Genomic DNA, 18,698 nt, shown 5'->3' with positions numbered 1-18,698 from the left:
CCTTGTCTTCGGTCAGGCATTGAAGACGAGTATGCAGGGACAAAGAGAAAAGACGCGGATGTCCGCGTCTTTTTTTACGTTTGCTGTAAAGCTACGATCGCAGGCGATCAATAGGTCACGGTTTCGGTCCTGCTGGCAGTGATGGAGATCGATACCGAGACGGTGGTGCTGGAGGTGGAACCGCTGCCGTCGCCGGTGGCTGGTGCAGATCCGTTGTCGCCTGTGGCCGGAGCTTTCAGCGATGCTGCAAAATCGGCAAGCCCCTTTTTGACCAGGTCGTAGGTTTTGTCGATGTTGCTTGCGATGTCGCCGTTGAGGACTTGCAGGCTGGCCAGGATGCCGCGGGCTTCATCGAAACCTTTGTCGACGCCGGCCTGGATCAGGCTGAGGAAATTGTCGGCGGTGCTGCCGTCGGGATTCATCGGATTGACCTGGCTGTACATCGCATAGGCACTCTTGATGAACGAGACGATGCGTCCTGCCGTGGCTTCCGGGCTATTGTCCTGGCTGGCGGCATTCTGGATGGCATTGTCGCCGAGCTGAGGCTTCAGAATGTCGTTCAGATTCTCAATGGCCGATTTGTACACCAATGCGAGCGGATCGTTTTGCGAAGTGATGGATACTTCCAACGATGCCTGCAGGATGGATGCATTCAATTGTTGCCTGGCAAGCTGCGGCGTCAGTTTTACCTGTTTCGCGTCGTCGGCGTTGCCGGTCTGACTGGCGTTGCCGGCGGCGCCTGACGTTGCAGGCGGCGTGCTGGCCGGTGACGTCTGGGTGTTGAGCGTATTGAGGGTGTTCAGATCATTGGTGCTGATAGACATGGCAGTCTCCTGTACACGGACCGCACACAAAAAGGGGAGATAAATCGGCAGTCCATCCGCAGCTTACGGCATCTCAAATGGATTCTGAAGGTCGGAATGGCAACTTCCGATAATGTAATTTGCGTGCTGAATCGAGACAATACGTATCGTTTTCAATGAAATTGCCAGATGTTTTGCAATCGGGAAATGCCGCTTCGCAAGGAATGCGCCGTTTGCCCGCCTCAGGCCGGCGATTATTTCCATAAAGCGCTCAGCGGCGCAATTATCTGCGCTTGCTGCACGCATTCCTGCGCCGATGGGCCACCTCCGGCTAGTGCAAAATGGCGCCGGCTTTGCCGATAGTCGTTACGTCGACGTAGACCGAACCCTGATGGTTTGAATTGGAGAAATTGATCTGATATCCGGGATTGCTGTAGTTTTTTTCATTGATGCTTTCCAGTGCGGCAATCAGTTTTTCGCGCGTCGGCGCTGGACCGGCGCGATACAGGCCTTCCGTCAGTACTTTGGCGGCGATGAATCCTTCCAGGCCGAGATAGCTGAATTTGCTGATGCGCGCCTTGAGCATCGCCTGTTGGTATTCCCGGACGATGGGTGAGCTGGCTCTCCAAGGAAAAGGGACGATCTGAGAGATGATCAATCCGTTGGCTGTTTCTTGCAGACTGTCGGTGAGCAGCGGGCTGCAAATCAGCGAGTTACAGTAAAAGTAGCCGAGATAGCCTTTGTTGCGCAGCGTCCTGAACAACGCGGCGTTGACTTTTGGGGAGACGCTCATGATCAGGATCACGTCGGGGCGGGCCTGTATGAGATTGTCGGCGACCTTGTCGATGTCCCGGCCGATGCCGCTTTCGGATGCGACCAGTTCCGCCTTGGCATCGGCAATCATGGTTTGCATCAGCGAGTCGTTCGACAAGCTGACGGCATCGTAAAAGACGGCCAGGCGCTTGAGTCCCATTTGGGTGAAGCGCGAGAACAGGTAGCGATATTCGTCGGTGTAACTGGCACGGATGGTGAAGACATGGCGGTTGAATGCAGAATAGACGATCCTCGAGCCGGTCATAGGCGCAAAGTAGGGAACCTTGTATTCGTTGATGGTGGGCAGCACGGCGCCGCTGATTTGCGCGCCGACATACCCGAATAGCGCCAGTGCCTTGTCGGTCTGCAGCAAGCGATGGGTGTTCCGGATGGCGAGGTCGGGATCGCTCCTGTCGTCCATCGTGATCAGCCTGATCCGCCGCCCGTGGATGCCGCCGCCGCTGTTGATCCCGGAAAAGTAGATGTTGGCGCCGGTAAGGAATTGCCGGGTGATGTGCGCATACTGGCCGCTCAGGTCGGCAGACTGTCCGATGACGATGTCCTTGCTTTCCGCGCGCGCATCGCCGACCAGGCAGGCGAGCGCGACTGCGCCAATCCAGTCGGTCCAGTATCGACCGGGTATTCGCATGATGTGCATGATGGCCTCCATTTCGTCTCGCATCCTCGCCGGGAAGAGGACGTCTTGCCGATTGTCTCTGTTGAGCTTAGCAATGCGTCGGCGGAGTGCAATGGAGGTGTGCCGGATCAGGTGAAATAGAGAACAAAATTCGGAAAAATTTGAAGCCGGTGACGATGATTTTCAGCGTTCTTCTATCATGAACAGGCGACGATGCTCGCGCATGGCATAACGGTCCGTCATGCCGGCGATGTAATCGGAGACTTGGCGCGCCTGGCGGCGCTCGTCGTCCTGGTCGCGTCTGGCGGTCTGATAGTCGGGCGGCAACAGAGCAGGTTGGGAGAGAAAGGCATGAAACAGTTCCGCAATGATGCGGCGCGCCTTGGCCGTCATGCGGTTGACCTGGTAGTGGCGATACAGGTTTTCATGCAGGAAGCGTTTGAGCACGGCGGCTTCCTGCTGCATCGGTTGCGAGAAGGCGATCAGCGGCGGCGCGTTGCGCACGTCGTCGATGCTGCGTGGCGCGACGCCGGCGATGTTGTCTTGCGAGGTGCGGATCAGGTCGACGATCAGCGTGTTGATCATGCGGCGCACGGTTTCGTTGATGGCGCGGCGGCCGGTGATGCCGGGATAGGTCAGTTCCGCCTCGCGCTGATGGCGCGCGAAAAAATCCACCTCGCCCAGTTGCGCGATGGTCAGCAGGCCCGAGCGCAAGCCGTCGTCGATATCGTGGTTGTTGTAGGCGATTTCGTCGGCGAGGTTGGCCAGTTGGGCTTCCAGGCCGGGCTGCTTCCTGTCGATGAAACGCTGGCCGATGGCGCCGAGCTGACGTGCATTATTCAGCGAACAATGCTTGAGGATGCCCTCGCGCGTTTCGAACATCAGGTTGAGGCCGTCGAAGGCGCCGTAGTGTTGTTCGAGGTCGTCGACTACGCGCAGGCTTTGCAGGTTGTGTTCGAAGCCGCCGAAATCTTTCATGCAGATGTTGAGCTCGTCCTGTCCGGCATGGCCGAACGGCGTGTGGCCGAGGTCATGCGCCAGCGAGATGGCCTCCACCAGGTCCTCGTTCAGGCGCAGGTTGCGCGCGCAAGAGCGGGCGATCTGGGCAACTTCGATGCTGTGGGTCAGGCGCGTGCGGAACAGGTCGCCTTCATGGTTGACGAAGACCTGGGTCTTGTATTCGAGCCGGCGGAAGGCGGTGGAGTGGATGATGCGGTCGCGGTCGCGCTGGTATTCGGTGCGCGAGCCGGGCGCCGGCTCGGGCAGGCGCCGCCCGGTTGATGCGGCGGCGTGGGCGGCATAAGGTGCCAGGTGGAGGGGCGCGTCTTGGGTCATGTCGGAAACTCATTTCGTGAAGGTTCTTCAATCGAACGCAAAACATGGGAAAGCGACAGGAAGGGCGACGTCAGCTTTGCGTGCAGGCTGCCAGGGTTTGCAGCAGGAGGTCTTGCGGCACGCCGGTGATCAGCGGCTTGCCCAGCGGTTTGATCAGGATGAACTTGATCTGGCCGCCTTCGTTTTTCTTGTCGACTTCCATCAGTTCCAGCCAGCGCGCCGTGCCGAGGTCGGGCGCCACGACCGGCAAGCCGGCAGCCTTGACCAGGGCCGTCAGGCGGTCTTTGGCGGCGGTGTCGATATAGCCCAGGCGATGCGACAGGTCGGCCGCCATCACCATGCCGCAGCCGACCGCTTCGCCGTGCAGCCACTGGCCGTAACCGAGGCCGGATTCGATGGCGTGGCCGAAGGTGTGGCCGAAGTTGAGGATGGCGCGCAGGCCGCCTTCGCGTTCGTCCTGGCGCACCACGTCGGCCTTGATCTCGCATGAGCGCTGGATGGAGTAGGCCAGCGCCGCGTTGTCCCCGGCGACCAGTTTGCCGATGTTGGCTTCGATCCAGTCGAAGAAGGGCGCGTCGATGATGGCGCCGTGCTTGATCACCTCGGCCAGGCCGGCCGACAATTCGCGCGGCGGCAAGGTGTGCAGCGTGGCGGTGTCGGCGATGACGGCCTGCGGCTGGTAGAACGCGCCGATCATGTTCTTGCCGAGCGGATGGTTGATGCCGGTCTTGCCGCCGACCGACGAATCGACTTGCGACAGCAGCGTGGTCGGAATCTGCACGAACGGCACGCCACGCATGTAGGACGCCGCGGCAAAGCCGGTCAGGTCGCCGATGACGCCGCCGCCCAGCGCGATCAGGGTGGTCTTGCGGTCGCATTTTTGCGCCAGCAGGACATCGAACACTTTCATCAGGCTGGCCCAGGTCTTTTCTTCCTCGCCGTCGGGCAGGACGATCTCGGTCACCTGCTTGCCGGCGTCCTCGAGCAGCTTGCGCACCTGTGCCAGATACAGCGGACCGACCTTGTCGTTGGTGACGATGGCGGCGCGCTTGCCGGCGACGTGGCGCGTCAGCAGTTCCGGCCTGGACAGCAGGCCGTGGCCGATGGTGATCGGATAGCTGCGCTCTCCCAGGTCGACTTGCAGGGTGATGGGGGCGAAAGTGGAAGCATTCATGGCGGGTTCGGCTGGTTCGACTGTTGAGGCGTTATCGTGCGGCGCACAGCCAGGCGCGGTGCATGCGCCGGCGGTTTGCTTGGTAGTGAGTTCCAACTGGCTCAGAATGGCCTGCACCAGGAATTGCACATTGGGGCGGCCGGTTTCGATGACGAAATCGGCTACTTCGCGATAGTAGGGTTCGCGCTGGCGCGAGAGTTCTTCGAGTTTCCTGCGCGGATCGGCAGTCTGCAGCAGCGGGCGATTCTTGTCGCGGCCGGTGCGTTGCAGGATCTGGTTGATGCCGGCGCGCAGGTAGATCACGGTGCCGCGCTGCTTCAGGTATTCGCGTGTATCCGCGCGCAGGATCGCGCCGCCGCCGGTGGCCAGCACGATATCCTGCTGGGCGCTCAGTTCGCGGATGACTTCGGCTTCGCGCTTGCGGAAACTCTCTTCGCCTTCGATTTCAAAGATCACGGGAATGGATGCGCCGGTCCGCGATTCGATCTCGTGATCGGAATCGACGAAACGCTTGTTCAGTTTTTTCGCCAGGGCGCGCCCTATGGTTGTCTTGCCGGCGCCCATCAGGCCGACAAGAAAGATGCTTCCACTCATATGCTAGGTTTTCGCTGCGGATTGTCCGGATAGCGTGCGCAGGGGGAGGCTTGTCAGGCGGCGGTAGCCCTTTCTCTCCTGCGGCATGCTGCAACGGATGATTTTACCGTCTGTTGCAGCATTGTCGGGAAAATATCGGGAAAAACATGGCTTGGGATCTGGTTCAGCGCAGGAAATTGCGGTCGGCCATGATTTTCGGCGTCAGGAAGATCAGCAATTCCGTCTTGTGGTTGAGTCTGGCGGTATTTTTGAACAGGTTGCCCAGCACCGGGATATCGCCCAGCAGCGGCACTTTGGAAACGGTATTCGACTCGGTTTGCGTATAGATGCCGCCGATCACCACGGTGCCGCCGTTTTCCACTTGCACCAAAGTTTTGACGTGCTTGGTGTTGATCGCCAGTCCGCCCGGCGTGGAGGTGCCGCGACTGTCCTTGTTGATGTCGACGTTGAGGATCACGTTGCCGTCGGGTGTGATTTGCGGCGTGACTTCCAGCTTGAGGTTGGCCTTTTTGAAGGCGGTGGAGGTGGCGCCGCTGCTGGTGGCTTGCTGGTAAGGAATTTCTTCGCCCTGTTCGATCAGGGCCGCTTGCTGGTCGGCGGTCACCACGCGCGGGCTGGACACGATCTTGCCCTTGCCGTCGGCTTCCAGCGCCGATAATTCGAGATTGAGGAAACGGTTGGCCGTTGCATTGAACAGGCTCAGCGCAAAGCTGCCGGGGGTTGCGCCACCGCTGGTTTGCGCCGGCAAGTTGACCGCATGGTTGCCGGTGTAGGCGTTGGGCGAGGCGGGTGTCAGGCCGGCCAGTTCGCCGACGCTGTTGTAAGTATTGCCGACTGCGAAACCATCGGCCTTCGCCGAGAAGCCGAGGCGCACGCCCAGGTTGCGGCTGAAGCTGTCGTCCGCCTCGACGATGCGCGCCTCGATCTGCACCTGGCGCGAAGCGATATCGGTCTTCTCCAGCAGCTTGCGGATATTGTCGAGCACCGAGGGCGTGTCGGTGACGAACAACTGGTTGGTGCGCTGGTCGACCACCGCGCTGCCGCGGCGCGACAGTAGCGTATTCCTGCGCTCGCCGGCGTGGGTGCCGTTGCCGCCATTTTCGCCGAATACCTTACGGAAGGCCTCCGCCTTCTGGTAGTTGAGCTGGAACACTTCAGCACGCAGTGGTTCGAGTTCGGCAATCTGCGCGCGTTGCTCGAGTTCCAGCCGTTCTCTCGTCAGCAATTCTTCGCGCGGCGCCACCCACATGACGTTGCCGTTGCGCCGCATGTCCAGTCCGCGCGCCTGCAGCACGATATCCAGCGCCTGATCCCACGGGACGTCCTTCAGGCGCAGCGTCAGCGCACCGCCGACGCTGTCGCTGGCAATGATGTTGATGCCGGTGAAGTCGGCGAGCACCTGCAGGATCGCGCGCACTTCGACGTTCTGGAATTGCAGCGACAGCTTGTCGCCGCGATAGCCCTGGGTGCTTTGCAGAGAACGCCTGCCATTGTCGGAAGATGTCCTTACCTCAATGACCAGTTGCGCGTCTTTTTGATAAGCGTGGTATTCCCACATGCCTTCGGCTTCGATCAGCATGCGCACATCCGCGCCGTTGCGGCTGGCGCTGACGGCTTTCACCGGCACGCCGAAGTCACTGACGTCGAGGCGGCGCTGCAGATGCGCAGGCAGGTCGGCGTTGAAGAAGTCGGCGACGATTTGCTTGCCCTGCTGTTTCACGTTCAGCGCGGTGCCAGGGCCGGGAAGGTCGACGATGACCTGGCCTTCTCCTTGCGGGCCGCGTCGAAAGTCGATATTGCCGAGCATCGGGCGAGTCGCCACGACGTCGTGTCCGGCAGGCCTGGCCACCTCCGTATCCATGCTGACGATCACCCTATCGCCTTGAAGCCGCACGACATGGGGGAGCGAATGCCGGAGATTGAAGACGATGCGGCTGCGTCCGCCCGCGCGTGCAATGGCGTAGCTGCGTAGCGGGCCGGCGTTGATGTTCTGCTGATGATGGCCGCTCGCATTCTCCGTGCCGGGCAGGTCGACGACGATGCGCGCCGGACCGGTTGTGGAGAAATGGTCCGGCGTTGCGCCGAGCGCGGTGCGCAGCCGGATGCCGACTTCGATGCGGCTACCGGTTTGCGCGACGTCGATTGCGATAATGGCGTTCCTTGGTTCCTGCGCCCTGGCATCGGTGGCAGACAGGCCGAGCCAGGCAAGACAAAACAGCAGGCAAGCTGATATCGATAGACGGCAACATGTCGGCGTCATTTTCCGGTTCCTTGCAATTCCAGTTTTGCCGGGCGTCTTTCCCAATCGTCGGCGGCGCGTACCAGTTCTTCCAGTTCGATGCCGGTTTCGGCGATATGGCGGATGACGCCGAAATTCTTGCCGACGTAGTCGCCCGGGTGCGACTGATGGACCACCTTGTCGACTTGCAGCAAAGCCAGCAGGCGGCCGTCCCGGGCGAGCGTGCCGACCATGCGGATGGATTCCAGCGGGAAGTTCTCAAGATATTGCATGGGACCGCGCTGCGGCGGGCGGGCATTGGCGTCGGCCTCGGCGAATTCGGCGCGGCCAAACGGCGTGTCGGCGTCGTCTGCACTGTAGGCATAGGGAATAAAAGCCGGCGCGTCGGGGGCCGGCGGCTGGGTTGCCGGCGCGCCGCGCTGGAGCAGGTTCAATTGTTCGAGCAACCGGCTGGGCGTTTCCCTTTGTTTGCAGCCCGCCGAAACCGCGATCACCAGCGTCGCCATGAGAAGAGGTATTCGGTGTTTCATGGTTTTTTCTCGTCGGCTTCGATGCGGCGATAGGTCAACGCAAGCGCTTCCAGCGTCACCCATCCTTGCTTGTCGGTAGCGCTCAGGCGCATATCGTTCAGGATCAGAAGCTGCGGCATGGCCGCAATGTCGGCGGCAAAGCGGCCGATGTCGTGATAATTGCCGCCGAGGCGAATGGCGATGGGCAGTTCTAGATAGCCGTGTTTTGTTTCGGGTTTGCCGGGGCGGGCGAATTCGAAGTGCAACTGGTGGCGCAGGGCGGCGTCGCCGATGTCGCCGAGTATCGCGCTGAGATCGTCCGCGAGCGGCAGTTGTTCTTCCAGTGCGGCGAGGGATCGCGCAAGATGCCGCTCCTGTTCTTGTAGCGACGGCAGGACGGTTGCTTGCTGTTGCTTAGCGGCAAAGGTGTTTTTCAGTGTGAGTGTTTCTGTTTCGGCGCTGTCCAGCACGTCAACGGCAGGTCGCAGATACAGTAGCCAGCCTAATAGCAATACACCCAGAAAGACAGCCGCGAAGAGCAGGCATTGCGGCAGACAGGGCCAGGTCGCCGGATGGCGGCCGTTCAGATCGCGGAGTCGTCGGATGAATGTTTCCGGATTCACTGCCTGGCCTGGTCCATGTTCGCTGCGTCATGCGTCGCAGGAAAATGGCTGGCCGTGATCACGAAATCGTGTCTTTGCTTGGCTGGGATTGGATTGACGGGAGCGGCGGCGCGCGCTTCACGCAGTTCCGCGTGGCGGAAAGGGCCGGCCGGATCGCGCAACGTGTCCAGCAATTGCATGATGTGTCGGTGCGACGGCGCATGTCCGTTCAATGTGAGTTGCTTTCCTTCCTGAGTCATCGCGCCCAGATAGACGTGCCTGGGCATTTGCCGGGCGAGTTCCGCGAGCAATCGTACGGCGTCATTTCGCTGCTGTTGCAGGGCTTGCAGTCGCCGGTTTTGTTCCCGAAGCGCAGCGATCTTTTCCCGTAATTCCTTGCCCTGACGGATGTGCTGGTCCAGCCTGGCATGTTCGGTTTGCAGCACTTGCGTGAGTTGTCGCTGCAGCATGGTTTGTTCGTTGAGCGTTGCGCCGAGCGCCAGCAGCAGCGCCAGGCTGGCGGTCGACGTCGCGGCCAACAGAAGATAAAACCGCTGTTCAAGCCGGACTTGTCCATGCGCCCGGTAGGGCAGAAAATTGATTCCGATCATCGGTCGAACTGCCTTAGCGCCAAGCCGCAGGCGACCGCGCAGGACGGCGCGTCGGCAGCCAATTGCCGGCGATCGATGGCGGCAGCGACCGACATGCCGGCGAACGGCGCGGCGATGCTGGTGGCGACGTTCGCCCGTTTCTGAATGGTCTGCGCCAGGCCGGGGGTCTGCGCTCCCGGTCCGGCCAGGACAATGCGGGCGACATCACCGGTCCGCGCAGACGCTTGCATCGCTCGCAATGATTCTTGCGCTTTCGTAGCGACTTCATCGACATAGGGGGCGAGAATGTCGGCGACGTAACCGTCCGGCAGGCTGCCGTCCCGTTGCCTGCGTCTGGATTCTTCCTGCGTCAGCCCGTAGTTGCGCATGATCTTGTACTCCAACTGCTGGTGACCGCCGGCGTCGTCATGGTCAACGACGACGCGTCCGTCGCATGCGAGCGATGCGTGTGTGCCGTGCGCTTCCAGACGCAGCAGCGCAACGACGGTCCCGGCCGTCATTGTTGCCGGCGCGGCATCGTCCCGCAACAGGGCGTTGAGCGCCGCATAACTGTCGACATCGGCCACCGTTGCTTTCAGGCCGAGGGATTCTGCGATGGCGACGCGGTCTTCGATGTCTTCCTTGCGCGCAGCGGCGATCAGCAGGTCGATGTGACCGGCCGCCTTGCTGCTGGGACCGATGATGCTGTAGTCGAACAGCGCCTGTTCTATCGGGTAGGGCAGCAATCCTGCCATATACGTCTTTGCCAGCGTTTCCCGCTGCTGGTCGCTGCTGCCGGCGGCAACGACGATGATCTCCGTGAAGGCGCTCGCGGCAGGGATGCTGATTGCCACTTCTCGCGCCCGCGACCCGCTCCGGTTCCATAAGCGGCCGACGGCCTCCATTACCTGGCGCAGATTCTCGATGCCATCGCTGCTCACCGCGCCGTAGGGCAGGCTTTCGCGGGCATAACGTTCCAGGCGCGGGTGTTTGGCATTGGTGCCGGAGAGTTCGACCATCCTGACTTCAGAAGGACAAATGTCGAGACCTGCGAGCAACGGTTTTTTGGAAAAGAAAGAACGGACGAAATTGGACAGCATTGCATTCCAGATACAAATACCACGTTAGGAGAAACGCAAGGACGGCAATGAGAATAATTGTCGTTTTTGCAACATGCGGCATCCTAACAACAAGATTTATTGTCTGTAAAGCAATTTTATTGCGGGCGGTTGCCGGTTGTGGCGCGTAACGACACGAACGATGTCGCGAAACTTCTCGGCGCAAACGGTTTCTGAGCAACGGTTCCCCCGTTTGTATCGGGCGGACAGGAAGGTCTGCGGATGACGCCGTTGTGCCTCTGTTCCGGCGAATTGCCGGATTTTCCCGTCCCGCAAGTCGCTATAATGAGAGGATTGTCTTTCTTACACCCAGTCTCAAGCGCATGACCACCCCTGAAAACAACGGCAAAGCGCCAGCTCCCAATCCTGCTGCCGCGACGTCGGCTCCAGCAGCACCGGCACCCCAAGCACCCGTCAAAAAACGCCTGCATCCGGTTATCCGCGTCTTCCTTGGGACGATAGGCGTATTGGCGGCGCTGGTGCTGATGGCGGCGTTGGTGCTGGGATTCGTGGTCACGCTGGCCTATCCCAAGTTGCCCGATCTCGACACGCTGACCGACTACCGTCCCAAGATTCCGCTGCGCGTGTTTTCCGCCGATGGCGTGCTGATCGGCGAATTCGGCGAGGAGCGCCGCAATCTGGTGCATATCAAGGAAATCCCCGATATCATGAAAAAGGCCGTATTGGCGATCGAAGACGATCGCTTCTACGAACACGGCGGCGTCGATTATCAGGGTATCGTGCGCGCCACCTTCGCCAACTTGTCGGGCGGCAGCGGCGGCGCCAGCACGATCACCCAGCAGGTGGCGCGCAATTTCTTCCTGACCAGCAACGAGCCGACTTTCCTGCAAAAAGCTTCGCGCAAATTCCTCTACGAAATTCCACTGGCCTGGAAGATCGAGCGCAACCTGACCAAGGACCAGATCCTTGAGGTCTACATGAACCAGATTTATCTGGGGCAGCGCGCTTACGGTTTTTCGTCCGCGGCGCAAATTTATTTCGGTAAGCCGCTCAAGGACCTGACCATCGCCGAAGCCGCGATGCTGGCGGGCCTCCCGAAAGCGCCGTCGGCCTACAATCCGGTGGTCAATCCGAAACGCGCCCATGCGCGCCAGCAATACATCTTGTTGCGCATGCGCCAGCTCGGCTACATCACCGACCAGCAATACACGCAGGCCAAGGATGAGCCGCTGAACATCAAGAGCGACAGCACGGCCTTCGGCGTGCACGCCGAATACGTGTCGGAAATGGCGCGCCAACTGGTCTATGCGCAATTCAAGGATGACACGTACACGCGCGGCCTGAATGTCTTCACCACCATCACGAAGGCCGACCAGGATGCCGCTTACCTGGCTCTGCGCCGCGGCATCATCGACTATGAGCGCCGCCACGGCTATCGCGGTCCGGAAGGCTACATGGAAATTCCGACCACCTCCAAGGAAGAAGCCGACGACGCCATCGAATCCGAGCTGGCCGACCATCCCGACAGCGACGATCTGATTGCCGCGGTGGTGCTGGAAGCGACCACCAAGGAAATCACCGCCGTGCTGGCGACCGGCGATGAGATCAAGATTTCCGGCAGCGGCCTGGGTTTCGCCGGCAACCTGCTGAGCGACAAGGCGCCGCCGCAGAAAAAAATCAAGCGCGGTGCCATCATCCGTGTCTTCCAGGACGGCAAGAACTGGATCGTGACGCAGATGCCGGAAGTGGAGTCGGCTTTCATTTCGCTCGATCCGAACGACGGCGCGATCCGCTCGCTGGTCGGCGGTTTCGATTTCAACCGCAACAAGTTCAACCACGTGATCCAGGCATGGCGCCAGCCGGGCTCGTCGTTCAAGCCGTTCATCTATTCGTCGTCGCTGGAAAAAGGCCTGTCGCCGGCCACCATCATCAACGATGCACCGCTGACGTTCACACAGACCGGTGGCCAGGTGTGGCAGCCGAAGAACTACGGCGGCAAGTTCGAAGGCCCGATCTCGATGCGCCGCGCGCTGCAGAAGTCGATCAATCTGGTGTCGATCCGTATTCTGGAGCGCGTCGGCGTGAAATATGCGCAGGAATACATCACGCGCTTCGGCTTCGACGCCGACAAGAATCCGCCCTATCTGACGCTGGCGCTGGGTGCGGGTGCTGTGACGCCGCTGCAGATGGTGGGCGCTTATTCTGTGTTCGCCAACGGCGGTTACAAGATCAATCCCTATCTGATTTCCAAAATCACCGACAGTAACGGCAACACTTTGTCCGAGGCGCGGCCGGTCAAGGCCGGCGACGAGGCCAATCGCGTGATCGATGCGCGCAATGCCTTCGTGATGGACAGCATGCTGCGCGATGTGGTGCGTCATGGCACAGCGGTCAAGGCCTTGTCGCTCAAGCGTACCGACCTGGCCGGCAAGACCGGCACCACCAACGATTCGATGGATGCCTGGTTCGCCGGCTACCAGCCGAATCTGGTCGGCATCGCGTGGATGGGTTACGACCAGCCGAAGAGCCTGGGTGATCGCGAGACGGGCGGCGGCCTGGCCTTGCCGATCTGGATCAGCTACATGCAGAAGGCGCTCAAGGACGTGCCGATGGTCGATCGCACGGTGCCGGGCGGCCTGATTGAATCGGGCGGTGAGTATTACTATTCGGAATATCCGCCGAACGCCAGCGTGCGCGATCTGGGTCTGGGCGACCACGGCACGGCGGCGTCGCCGGAAGAAGAAAAAGCCAAGAACCAGATGAAGAACGAATTGTTCTGACGCTCTTTCTGCTCAGGCAACCATGAAAAAACGGCAGGAGAGGGATATATCCCGCCTGCCGTTTTTTCATGACTTCGACGATACGATCAGGCAGCTTCCACGTACTGCCGGTAACCGCGCGCGCGCAGTTCGCAGGCCGGGCAGGCGCCGCAGCCGTAACCCCAGTCATGCAGCGCGCCGCGTTCACCCAGGTAGCAGGTATGGGTATCGGCGCGGATCAGGTCGACCAGTGTTGTGCCGCCGAGTTCGTGGGCCAGGCGCCAGGTGGCAGCCTTGTCGATCCACATCAGCGGCGTTTCCACTTTCAGGTGCGTCGCCATGCCGAGGTTGAGCGCGACCTGCAGCGCTTTCATGGTGTCGTCGCGGCAATCCGGGTAGCCGGAAAAATCCGTCTCGCACATGCCGCCCACCAGCACATCCAGTCCGCGCCGATACGCCACCGTCGCCGCCACCGTCATAAATAGCAGGTTGCGTCCCGGCACGAAGGTGTTGGGCAAGCCGTTCTCTTGCATCGAAATGGCGACGTCGCGCGTCAACGCGGTGTCGGAAATCTTGCCGATCAGCGACAGGTCGACCATGTGGTCTTCGCCGAGCTTGCTGTTCCATTCGGAAGAGAAACCGCGCATTTTTTCCAGCAAGGTCGGGCGCACCTGCAATTCGATCGCGTGGCGCTGGCCGTAATCGAAACCGATGGTCTCGACTTTCTGATAGCGCGACAGCGCCCAGGCGAGACAGGTGGTGGAATCCTGGCCGCCGCTGAACAGGACCAGCGCGCGTTGGGGCAGGGGAGGGTGAGGAGTCGCCATGTCGGTATTTCCGGTTCGCTTTTATTTAACGGGTTTCTTGTTGACGCTGTCGAGGGTTTGTTCGATGAAGTCGCCATCGGGATCGGTGAAGCGCAGACGCACCGGATACCAGTCCGACGATGGCGCCAGCCAGATGTCCAGCTTCTGACCCTGATCGCCCGGCGGCGGCGCGCGGAAGACGTGCACGGCATTGACGTCGCCCTGCCCGGTCCTGATTTTTTCACGCCCGATCACCTTGAAACTCCATTGCTCCGCATCGCGCGGACCGGCCACGAAGAACAGCCATTCCGAACCGCTAGTGAATTTGTCGGCATTGCCGCGTGCGACCGCGATCAATTGCCAGATGATGCTGGTGCGATCCTGTTCGCCGCCTTTGAGCGGATAGTTTTCGGCCGACTGCGTGAAATTGATGGTGTTCAGCTCGCGATTGAAGGTGGTGGTCGAGGGTTCGCGGCGAAAGCGTTTATCGACGAAACGGCCCGGCGCCAGTCCGTAGCTGTCGATGTCGCCTTCGCTGCTGGCTTCGAGGATCTTGCCGATCAGCATGGCGCGGGTTTCGGCGTTGACGCTGTATTTATTGTTGGCGTTGTTCCATTTGACCAGCGCCTCGCCGGTGACTTCCAGGCCTCTTTGCTTGGCCTCGATGTTGTAGTGGAGTTCCGCCGACGGCGGCAGGCTGACCTTGCGTTTGACGACGGGATGCTCGGCGGGACTGGCGGCGCCGGCAGCGGTGAAGGCGCCGGCTGCGGCTAGCAGCAGGGCGCACATCAGTTGCTGCGCATTGCGGGGGAAAGCGTTGGATGTCTGCATGTAGAGTTCACTTGAAAAGTCGGCAACTGTCCGGCAGGCAATACGGATGCCGCGACGATGATTGCCAGGGTTTTTTCGGAGCGCAGGCGAAGGCGCACTCGCGCTTCGCTCAATAACGCTAGTTTATAGCGTTTTTTATAGAGCCTTCAGGTTGGACAACGACAGTTCCAAATAGTCCCCGTTGGTTTCGGTAAAGCGCAGCCGCGCCGGATACCATTGCCGGCCGGGTTCGAGCCAGATGTCGAGGCGCTGGTCGTAAGAGCCCGGGCGCGGCTGGCGCACCACGTGCCAGACTTGGGCGGCGCCGGTGGTCAGGTGTATTTCTTCCTGCCCGACCACCTGCATGCGCCAGACTTCGCCGTCGCGCACGCCGGCGACGAACATGTCGATCACGGCGCCGGGCGTGAATTTGCCGTTGTCGCCGCGGCCGATGCCGGCCAGTTGCCAGATCAGGCTGGCGCGATCCTGTTCGCCGCCGACGCGCGGATAGTTGGCGGTCGAAGCGGAAAAGCTGACGACGTTGCGTTCGCGGTTGAAATGCGTATTGGTGGCGGGACGGTTTCTTTTCTTTTCCGTATATAGCTCCGGCGCGACGCCGAATTCGTTGATGTCGCCGGTACTGCTGAAATTGAGGAAACCGATTTTGGCGAACAGGCGCGTATAGACTTCACCGTCGACGCGGTAGCGGCTGCCGTCGGTTTTCCAGGTCAGGATGCTGGTGCCGTACCAGTTGAGGTTGTCGGAAAAGGCGCGCACCTCGTATTCCAGTTCGGCCGAGGGCGGCGGATCGATCTGGTAGTGCGTGCCCTGCGTCTCGGGCGTCTTGCTGTCGTCTTTTGGGGATGGCGCATTTTTTGCGTCTGTTGCATCTGCTGCCGCAGCGCCGGCGTCATTGCCGTCGGCGGCGGCTGGCGGTTCCGCGGCTGGCGCCGTCGTCACAGGCTGGATCTCGTCCGAGGGCGTCGCCGGAGCGATGGACGGTGCAGGTACGGGCGCAGGTTTGCGCGCTTTGCGGACTTTGGGTGGGGCGGCGGTCGGCAGCGAGACCTGTTGTTTCGGCAATTCCACCGGACGCAGCGCGACGCTGATGCTGGATTGCGCGCGCTGATCCGCTGTCGCCGCGTTGAAATATTCCTTTCCCCAATCGATGGCCAGCAAGTGCAGCAGGACGGTGAGCAGGACCAGCGCCGCTGCGCGCCATGGCCTGGATAGTGGAAAAGCTTTTGCTTCTGTCATAGCCGTAAGTGTATCGCGCCCTGCGCTGCGGATGGCATGAATGCGTTGCCGCGGTTTTCAAACGACGTACAATGGTCGCAGTGACTGATGCCTCGCCAAGAACGTTTCACCGATTGGAGACAATGATGCTGAACCATAACAAGATGCCCGGAGCCGGATCGATTGCCGATACTATGGAATTCATGCGCAAGATGTGGGGCAGCATGGGCGCGCCGGCCATGGGCATTCCGTCGCTGTCGGTCGAAGAAATCAACAAGAAGATCGCCGACCTCAAGACCGTGGCGTCCTGGCTGGAACTCAACATGAACATGCTGCGCGCGACGATACAGACGCTGGAGGTGCAAAGCGCCACCTTGTCGACCTTGCAGGCGATGGGGGCGATCCTGACGCCGCGTGAAGGCGCCGCGACGGCATCCGAAGCCGCGAGCGCGACATCGCTTTTCGGCGGTTTCCCGGCATGGCCGCCGCAAGGCTCCGCGCAGCCGGCTGCCGACGCCGCGCCTGAAACCGAAGAGGAACCTGAGGCCGAGCCTGAGCCTGCCCGCGAAGCGGAAACGCCACAAGCGGCCAAGGCGAAAGCCGGGCAAAAGCCGGCGTCGCCCTCACCGGACTTCCAGGCCTCAATGGCCAATCCCAATGCATGGTGGAACTTGCTGCAAGAGCAATTCCAGCAAGCTGTCGGCAATGTTCTGGCCGATCAGGGGCCTGCCGGGAAAGACGCCAAGCCTGTAGCGGCGACGACCCAGGCGGCACAGAAGAAAACAACAAAATCCAAGACGGCGGCCAAACCGCGAACACGCGCCAAATCGACTGTTGTACAATCTCGCCAAGCCAAGCCAGCCTCCCGCAAGCCAAAATCCCCTTGATCGGCGCAAAACAACAACATTTGTCCGCAAATACGCGTGACTTTACCGTTTGTCATCATTCTGAAATGAAGCCGTTTTAGTATGGGGACGGGGAAAATCTTGGTAAAATCAATAAGTTAAATCATAGGCAAGGTCAGAATGCTGTACCCAGAACTGTTTAAATCGCTCGAGCAAGTCCGCTGGAATATGGATAAAGATATTCCTTGGGATAAATTCGACGCTTCCATGCTCTCCGACGAGCAAGCCCAGACCATCCGCATGAATGCGATCACCGAATGGTCGGCGCTGCCTGCGACCGAAATGTTCCTGCGCGATAATCGCGGCGACAGCGATTTTTCCGCCTTCATGTCGGTGTGGTTCTTTGAAGAGCAAAAACATTCTCTGGTGCTGATGGAATATCTGCGCCGTTTCAAGCCTGAATTCGCGCCGACCGAACAGGAACTGCACAACGTGCGCTTCGAATTCGATCCGGCGCCGCCGCTGGAAACGCTGATGATGCACTTCTGCGGCGAAATCCGTCTGAACCACTGGTACCGTTGCGCCTCCGACTGGCACACCGAACCGGTCATCAAGCAAATTTACAAGATCATCAGCCAGGACGAAGCGCGCCACGGCGGCGCTTACCTGCGCTACATGAAGAAGGCGCTGGTTGAAGTCGGCGACACCGCGCGCGCCGCATTCGCCAAGATCGGTGTACTGATGGCGTCGGCCCGCCGCACTGAAAAACCTCTGCATCCGACCAACCTCCATGTCAATCAGGCGCTGTTCCCGAACGACACCGTGCAAAGCCGCCTGCCGGATCCGGAGTGGCTGGAACACTGGCTCGACACGCAAATCAAGTTCGACAGCGAGTGGGAAAAGAAGGTCGTCGACCGTATCCTGCACAACATGTCGCTGCTGTTCGAGCGTACCTTCGAGACCGTGCAGGAGCTGAACCGCTATCGCAAGGAAATCGTCACGCGTATGGTGCCGGTGCATCCTGCCGCAGCCTGATCGGGCCGGTTCCGAATCAGCAAAGCCGCACCTGGCCTGGGGTGCGGCTTTTTTATATGGAAAAAACTGTCGTAGGAAAAGCCGCGTATGAGTGACTTCGAAAAAAAAATCTGCAGCCGCGCCGATCTCAAGGTCCGCGTCGCCGCTTTGCCGCAGCCGGTGGTGCTGACCAACGGCGTGTTCGACATCCTGCACCGCGGGCATGTCACCTACCTGGCGCAAGCGCGTGCGCAAGGCGCTTCGCTGGTCGTGGCAGCCAACACTGACGCTTCTGTCAGGCGGCTGGGCAAGGGCGAAGATCGTCCGATCAATACTTGTGAGGACCGCATGGCGGTGCTGGCGGCGTTGGAGTCGGTGTCGCTGGTGGTTCCGTTCGATGAAGACACCGCGCTGGAAGTGGTGCAGGAAGCGCGCCCGCAGATTTACGTCAAGGGCGGCGATTACGACATGGCGGCGATACCGGAAGGAAAAGCTGTCGCGGCCTATGGCGGCAAGGCGGTAGCGATCGCCTTCGAGCATGATCGCTCGACGACCAAGCTGCTGGCCAAAGTGCGTAAATAAGGCACATCGATAAGGCGCATCGGATCGCCAGAAAAAAGCGGCCGCGGGTCTCATGCCGTTCAGTTAAGTTTTAAAAGCCCTAAAAATCCCCTTGCCGCATTGTTGTCAGTCCATCACAACTGTCGTCCTGACGAAAGTCAGGACCCAGCGTCGTATCGGACGTTTTCATGACACTGGGTCTCAGCGTTCGCTGGGACGAGGGCTGGGAAAACAGGCTTCGTTGAACGGCATAAGGCAGCCCGCGGCCGCTTTTTTATATTGAGCCGGCCGG

Annotated in this window: 17 protein-coding genes; 4 read left to right on the top strand and 13 right to left on the bottom strand. The window is 60.3% G+C overall.

Annotated elements, in window-relative coordinates; genetic code table 11:
- Positions 1 to 107 precede the first annotated feature (107 nt).
- The 10 genes from RV1423_RS14855 to pilM form a co-directional block, all read right to left on the bottom strand.
- Positions 108 to 824 (bottom strand): DUF5610 domain-containing protein, encoded by a 717-nt coding sequence (locus RV1423_RS14855; protein WP_034297994.1) that lies wholly within the window; start codon positions 822 to 824, stop codon positions 108 to 110.
- A gap of 63 nt (positions 825 to 887) precedes the next feature.
- Positions 888 to 1,109, bottom strand: a complete 222-nt coding sequence (locus tag RV1423_RS29840; RefSeq protein ID WP_155835112.1) for a hypothetical protein — start codon at positions 1,107 to 1,109, stop codon at positions 888 to 890.
- 25 nt (positions 1,110 to 1,134) lie between these two features.
- Positions 1,135 to 2,274, bottom strand: coding sequence for an ABC transporter substrate-binding protein (locus RV1423_RS14850; protein ID WP_231502294.1), 1,140 nt, complete (start codon positions 2,272 to 2,274; stop codon positions 1,135 to 1,137).
- 162 nt (positions 2,275 to 2,436) lie between these two features.
- Complete coding sequence (locus RV1423_RS14845; protein ID WP_034297992.1) at positions 2,437 to 3,588, bottom strand: deoxyguanosinetriphosphate triphosphohydrolase; 1,152 nt, start codon at positions 3,586 to 3,588, stop codon at positions 2,437 to 2,439.
- Positions 3,589 to 3,658: 70 nt separating this feature from the next.
- Complete coding sequence (gene aroKB, locus RV1423_RS14840) at positions 3,659 to 5,356, bottom strand: bifunctional shikimate kinase/3-dehydroquinate synthase AroKB (RefSeq protein WP_034297988.1); 1,698 nt, start codon at positions 5,354 to 5,356, stop codon at positions 3,659 to 3,661.
- 163 nt (positions 5,357 to 5,519) lie between these two features.
- A complete protein-coding gene (gene pilQ / locus RV1423_RS14835; protein ID WP_034297985.1) occupies positions 5,520 to 7,616 on the bottom strand; it encodes a type IV pilus secretin PilQ in 2,097 nt (698 codons plus the stop codon).
- Positions 7,613 to 8,125, bottom strand: a complete 513-nt coding sequence (locus RV1423_RS28565; protein WP_197034942.1) for a pilus assembly protein PilP — start codon at positions 8,123 to 8,125, stop codon at positions 7,613 to 7,615. Before RV1423_RS28565 ends, pilQ begins: the two co-directional genes overlap by 4 nt.
- Positions 8,122 to 8,727 carry a type 4a pilus biogenesis protein PilO gene (locus tag RV1423_RS14825; RefSeq protein ID WP_051516693.1) on the bottom strand — a complete coding sequence of 202 codons (606 nt, stop codon included), beginning with the start codon at positions 8,725 to 8,727 and terminating at the stop codon, positions 8,122 to 8,124. The genes RV1423_RS28565 and RV1423_RS14825 overlap by 4 nt, the downstream gene beginning before the upstream one ends.
- The gene (locus RV1423_RS14820) at positions 8,724 to 9,317 is read right to left on the bottom strand and encodes a PilN domain-containing protein (RefSeq protein ID WP_034297982.1); all 594 of its coding nucleotides are present in this window, start codon (positions 9,315 to 9,317) and stop codon (positions 8,724 to 8,726) included. Before RV1423_RS14820 ends, RV1423_RS14825 begins: the two co-directional genes overlap by 4 nt.
- Entirely contained in the window at positions 9,314 to 10,396 is a 1,083-nt protein-coding gene (gene pilM / locus RV1423_RS14815; RefSeq protein WP_034297978.1) for a type IV pilus assembly protein PilM, read from the bottom strand. The genes RV1423_RS14820 and pilM overlap by 4 nt, the downstream gene beginning before the upstream one ends.
- 341 nt (positions 10,397 to 10,737) lie before the next feature.
- Here pilM and RV1423_RS14810 point away from each other — a divergent pair, with 341 nt between their 5' ends.
- A complete protein-coding gene (locus tag RV1423_RS14810) occupies positions 10,738 to 13,155 on the top strand; it encodes a penicillin-binding protein 1A (RefSeq protein WP_373419964.1) in 2,418 nt (805 codons plus the stop codon).
- An 86-nt stretch (positions 13,156 to 13,241) separates the two neighbouring features.
- Here the strand turns inward: RV1423_RS14810 and queC are convergent, their stop codons facing one another.
- The 3 genes from queC to RV1423_RS14795 form a co-directional block, all read right to left on the bottom strand.
- Positions 13,242 to 13,961 carry a 7-cyano-7-deazaguanine synthase QueC gene (gene queC, locus RV1423_RS14805; RefSeq protein ID WP_034297975.1) on the bottom strand — a complete coding sequence of 240 codons (720 nt, stop codon included), beginning with the start codon at positions 13,959 to 13,961 and terminating at the stop codon, positions 13,242 to 13,244.
- 21 nt (positions 13,962 to 13,982) lie between these two features.
- On the bottom strand, positions 13,983 to 14,771 hold the full coding sequence (locus RV1423_RS14800; protein WP_034297972.1) for a DUF3108 domain-containing protein: 789 nt from the start codon (positions 14,769 to 14,771) through the stop codon (positions 13,983 to 13,985).
- A 135-nt stretch (positions 14,772 to 14,906) separates the two neighbouring features.
- A complete protein-coding gene (locus tag RV1423_RS14795; protein WP_034297970.1) occupies positions 14,907 to 16,007 on the bottom strand; it encodes a DUF3108 domain-containing protein in 1,101 nt (366 codons plus the stop codon).
- Between the two features lie 122 nt (positions 16,008 to 16,129).
- On the opposite strand from RV1423_RS14795, the gene RV1423_RS14790 reads away from it, so the two are divergent.
- The 3 genes from RV1423_RS14790 (at position 16,130) to rfaE2 (ending at position 18,427) form a co-directional block, all read left to right on the top strand.
- The gene (locus tag RV1423_RS14790; RefSeq protein ID WP_306409599.1) at positions 16,130 to 16,873 is read left to right on the top strand and encodes a PhaM family polyhydroxyalkanoate granule multifunctional regulatory protein; all 744 of its coding nucleotides are present in this window, start codon (positions 16,130 to 16,132) and stop codon (positions 16,871 to 16,873) included.
- Between the two features lie 138 nt (positions 16,874 to 17,011).
- Entirely contained in the window at positions 17,012 to 17,866 is an 855-nt protein-coding gene (locus tag RV1423_RS14785) for a ferritin (protein WP_034297965.1), read from the top strand.
- Positions 17,867 to 17,953: 87 nt separating this feature from the next.
- Positions 17,954 to 18,427, top strand: a complete 474-nt coding sequence (gene rfaE2 / locus RV1423_RS14780) for a D-glycero-beta-D-manno-heptose 1-phosphate adenylyltransferase (protein WP_034297963.1) — start codon at positions 17,954 to 17,956, stop codon at positions 18,425 to 18,427.
- Positions 18,428 to 18,698 lie beyond the last annotated feature (271 nt).

It is taken from the genome of Herbaspirillum sp. RV1423 (genome assembly GCF_000577615.1).
Classification (GTDB): Bacteria; Pseudomonadota; Gammaproteobacteria; order Burkholderiales; family Burkholderiaceae_D; genus Herbaspirillum.
Note: the sequence above shows the minus strand (reverse complement) of the source record. Positions and strands in the feature narration are given on the sequence as shown.

What these genes read in the sequence shown, in the direction of transcription:
- RV1423_RS28565 (WP_197034942.1), bottom strand. Translation starts at nt 8,125, where the DNA reads ATGAAACACCGAATACCTCTTCTCATGGCGACGCTGGTGATCGCGGTT.
- RV1423_RS14785 (WP_034297965.1), top strand. Translation starts at nt 17,012, where the DNA reads ATGCTGTACCCAGAACTGTTTAAATCGCTCGAGCAAGTCCGCTGGAAT.
- RV1423_RS14845 (WP_034297992.1), bottom strand. Translation starts at nt 3,588, where the DNA reads ATGACCCAAGACGCGCCCCTCCACCTGGCACCTTATGCCGCCCACGCC.
- RV1423_RS14790 (WP_306409599.1), top strand. Translation starts at nt 16,130, where the DNA reads ATGATGCTGAACCATAACAAGATGCCCGGAGCCGGATCGATTGCCGAT.
- aroKB (WP_034297988.1), bottom strand. Translation starts at nt 5,356, where the DNA reads ATGAGTGGAAGCATCTTTCTTGTCGGCCTGATGGGCGCCGGCAAGACA.
- RV1423_RS14810 (WP_373419964.1), top strand. Translation starts at nt 10,738, where the DNA reads ATGACCACCCCTGAAAACAACGGCAAAGCGCCAGCTCCCAATCCTGCT.
- RV1423_RS14855 (WP_034297994.1), bottom strand. Translation starts at nt 824, where the DNA reads ATGTCTATCAGCACCAATGATCTGAACACCCTCAATACGCTCAACACC.
- RV1423_RS29840 (WP_155835112.1), bottom strand. Translation starts at nt 1,109, where the DNA reads ATGCGTGCAGCAAGCGCAGATAATTGCGCCGCTGAGCGCTTTATGGAA.
- RV1423_RS14800 (WP_034297972.1), bottom strand. Translation starts at nt 14,771, where the DNA reads ATGCAGACATCCAACGCTTTCCCCCGCAATGCGCAGCAACTGATGTGC.
- pilM (WP_034297978.1), bottom strand. Translation starts at nt 10,396, where the DNA reads ATGCTGTCCAATTTCGTCCGTTCTTTCTTTTCCAAAAAACCGTTGCTC.
- queC (WP_034297975.1), bottom strand. Translation starts at nt 13,961, where the DNA reads ATGGCGACTCCTCACCCTCCCCTGCCCCAACGCGCGCTGGTCCTGTTC.
- RV1423_RS14820 (WP_034297982.1), bottom strand. Translation starts at nt 9,317, where the DNA reads ATGATCGGAATCAATTTTCTGCCCTACCGGGCGCATGGACAAGTCCGG.
- RV1423_RS14795 (WP_034297970.1), bottom strand. Translation starts at nt 16,007, where the DNA reads ATGACAGAAGCAAAAGCTTTTCCACTATCCAGGCCATGGCGCGCAGCG.
- pilQ (WP_034297985.1), bottom strand. Translation starts at nt 7,616, where the DNA reads ATGACGCCGACATGTTGCCGTCTATCGATATCAGCTTGCCTGCTGTTT.
- RV1423_RS14850 (WP_231502294.1), bottom strand. Translation starts at nt 2,274, where the DNA reads ATGCACATCATGCGAATACCCGGTCGATACTGGACCGACTGGATTGGC.
- rfaE2 (WP_034297963.1), top strand. Translation starts at nt 17,954, where the DNA reads ATGAGTGACTTCGAAAAAAAAATCTGCAGCCGCGCCGATCTCAAGGTC.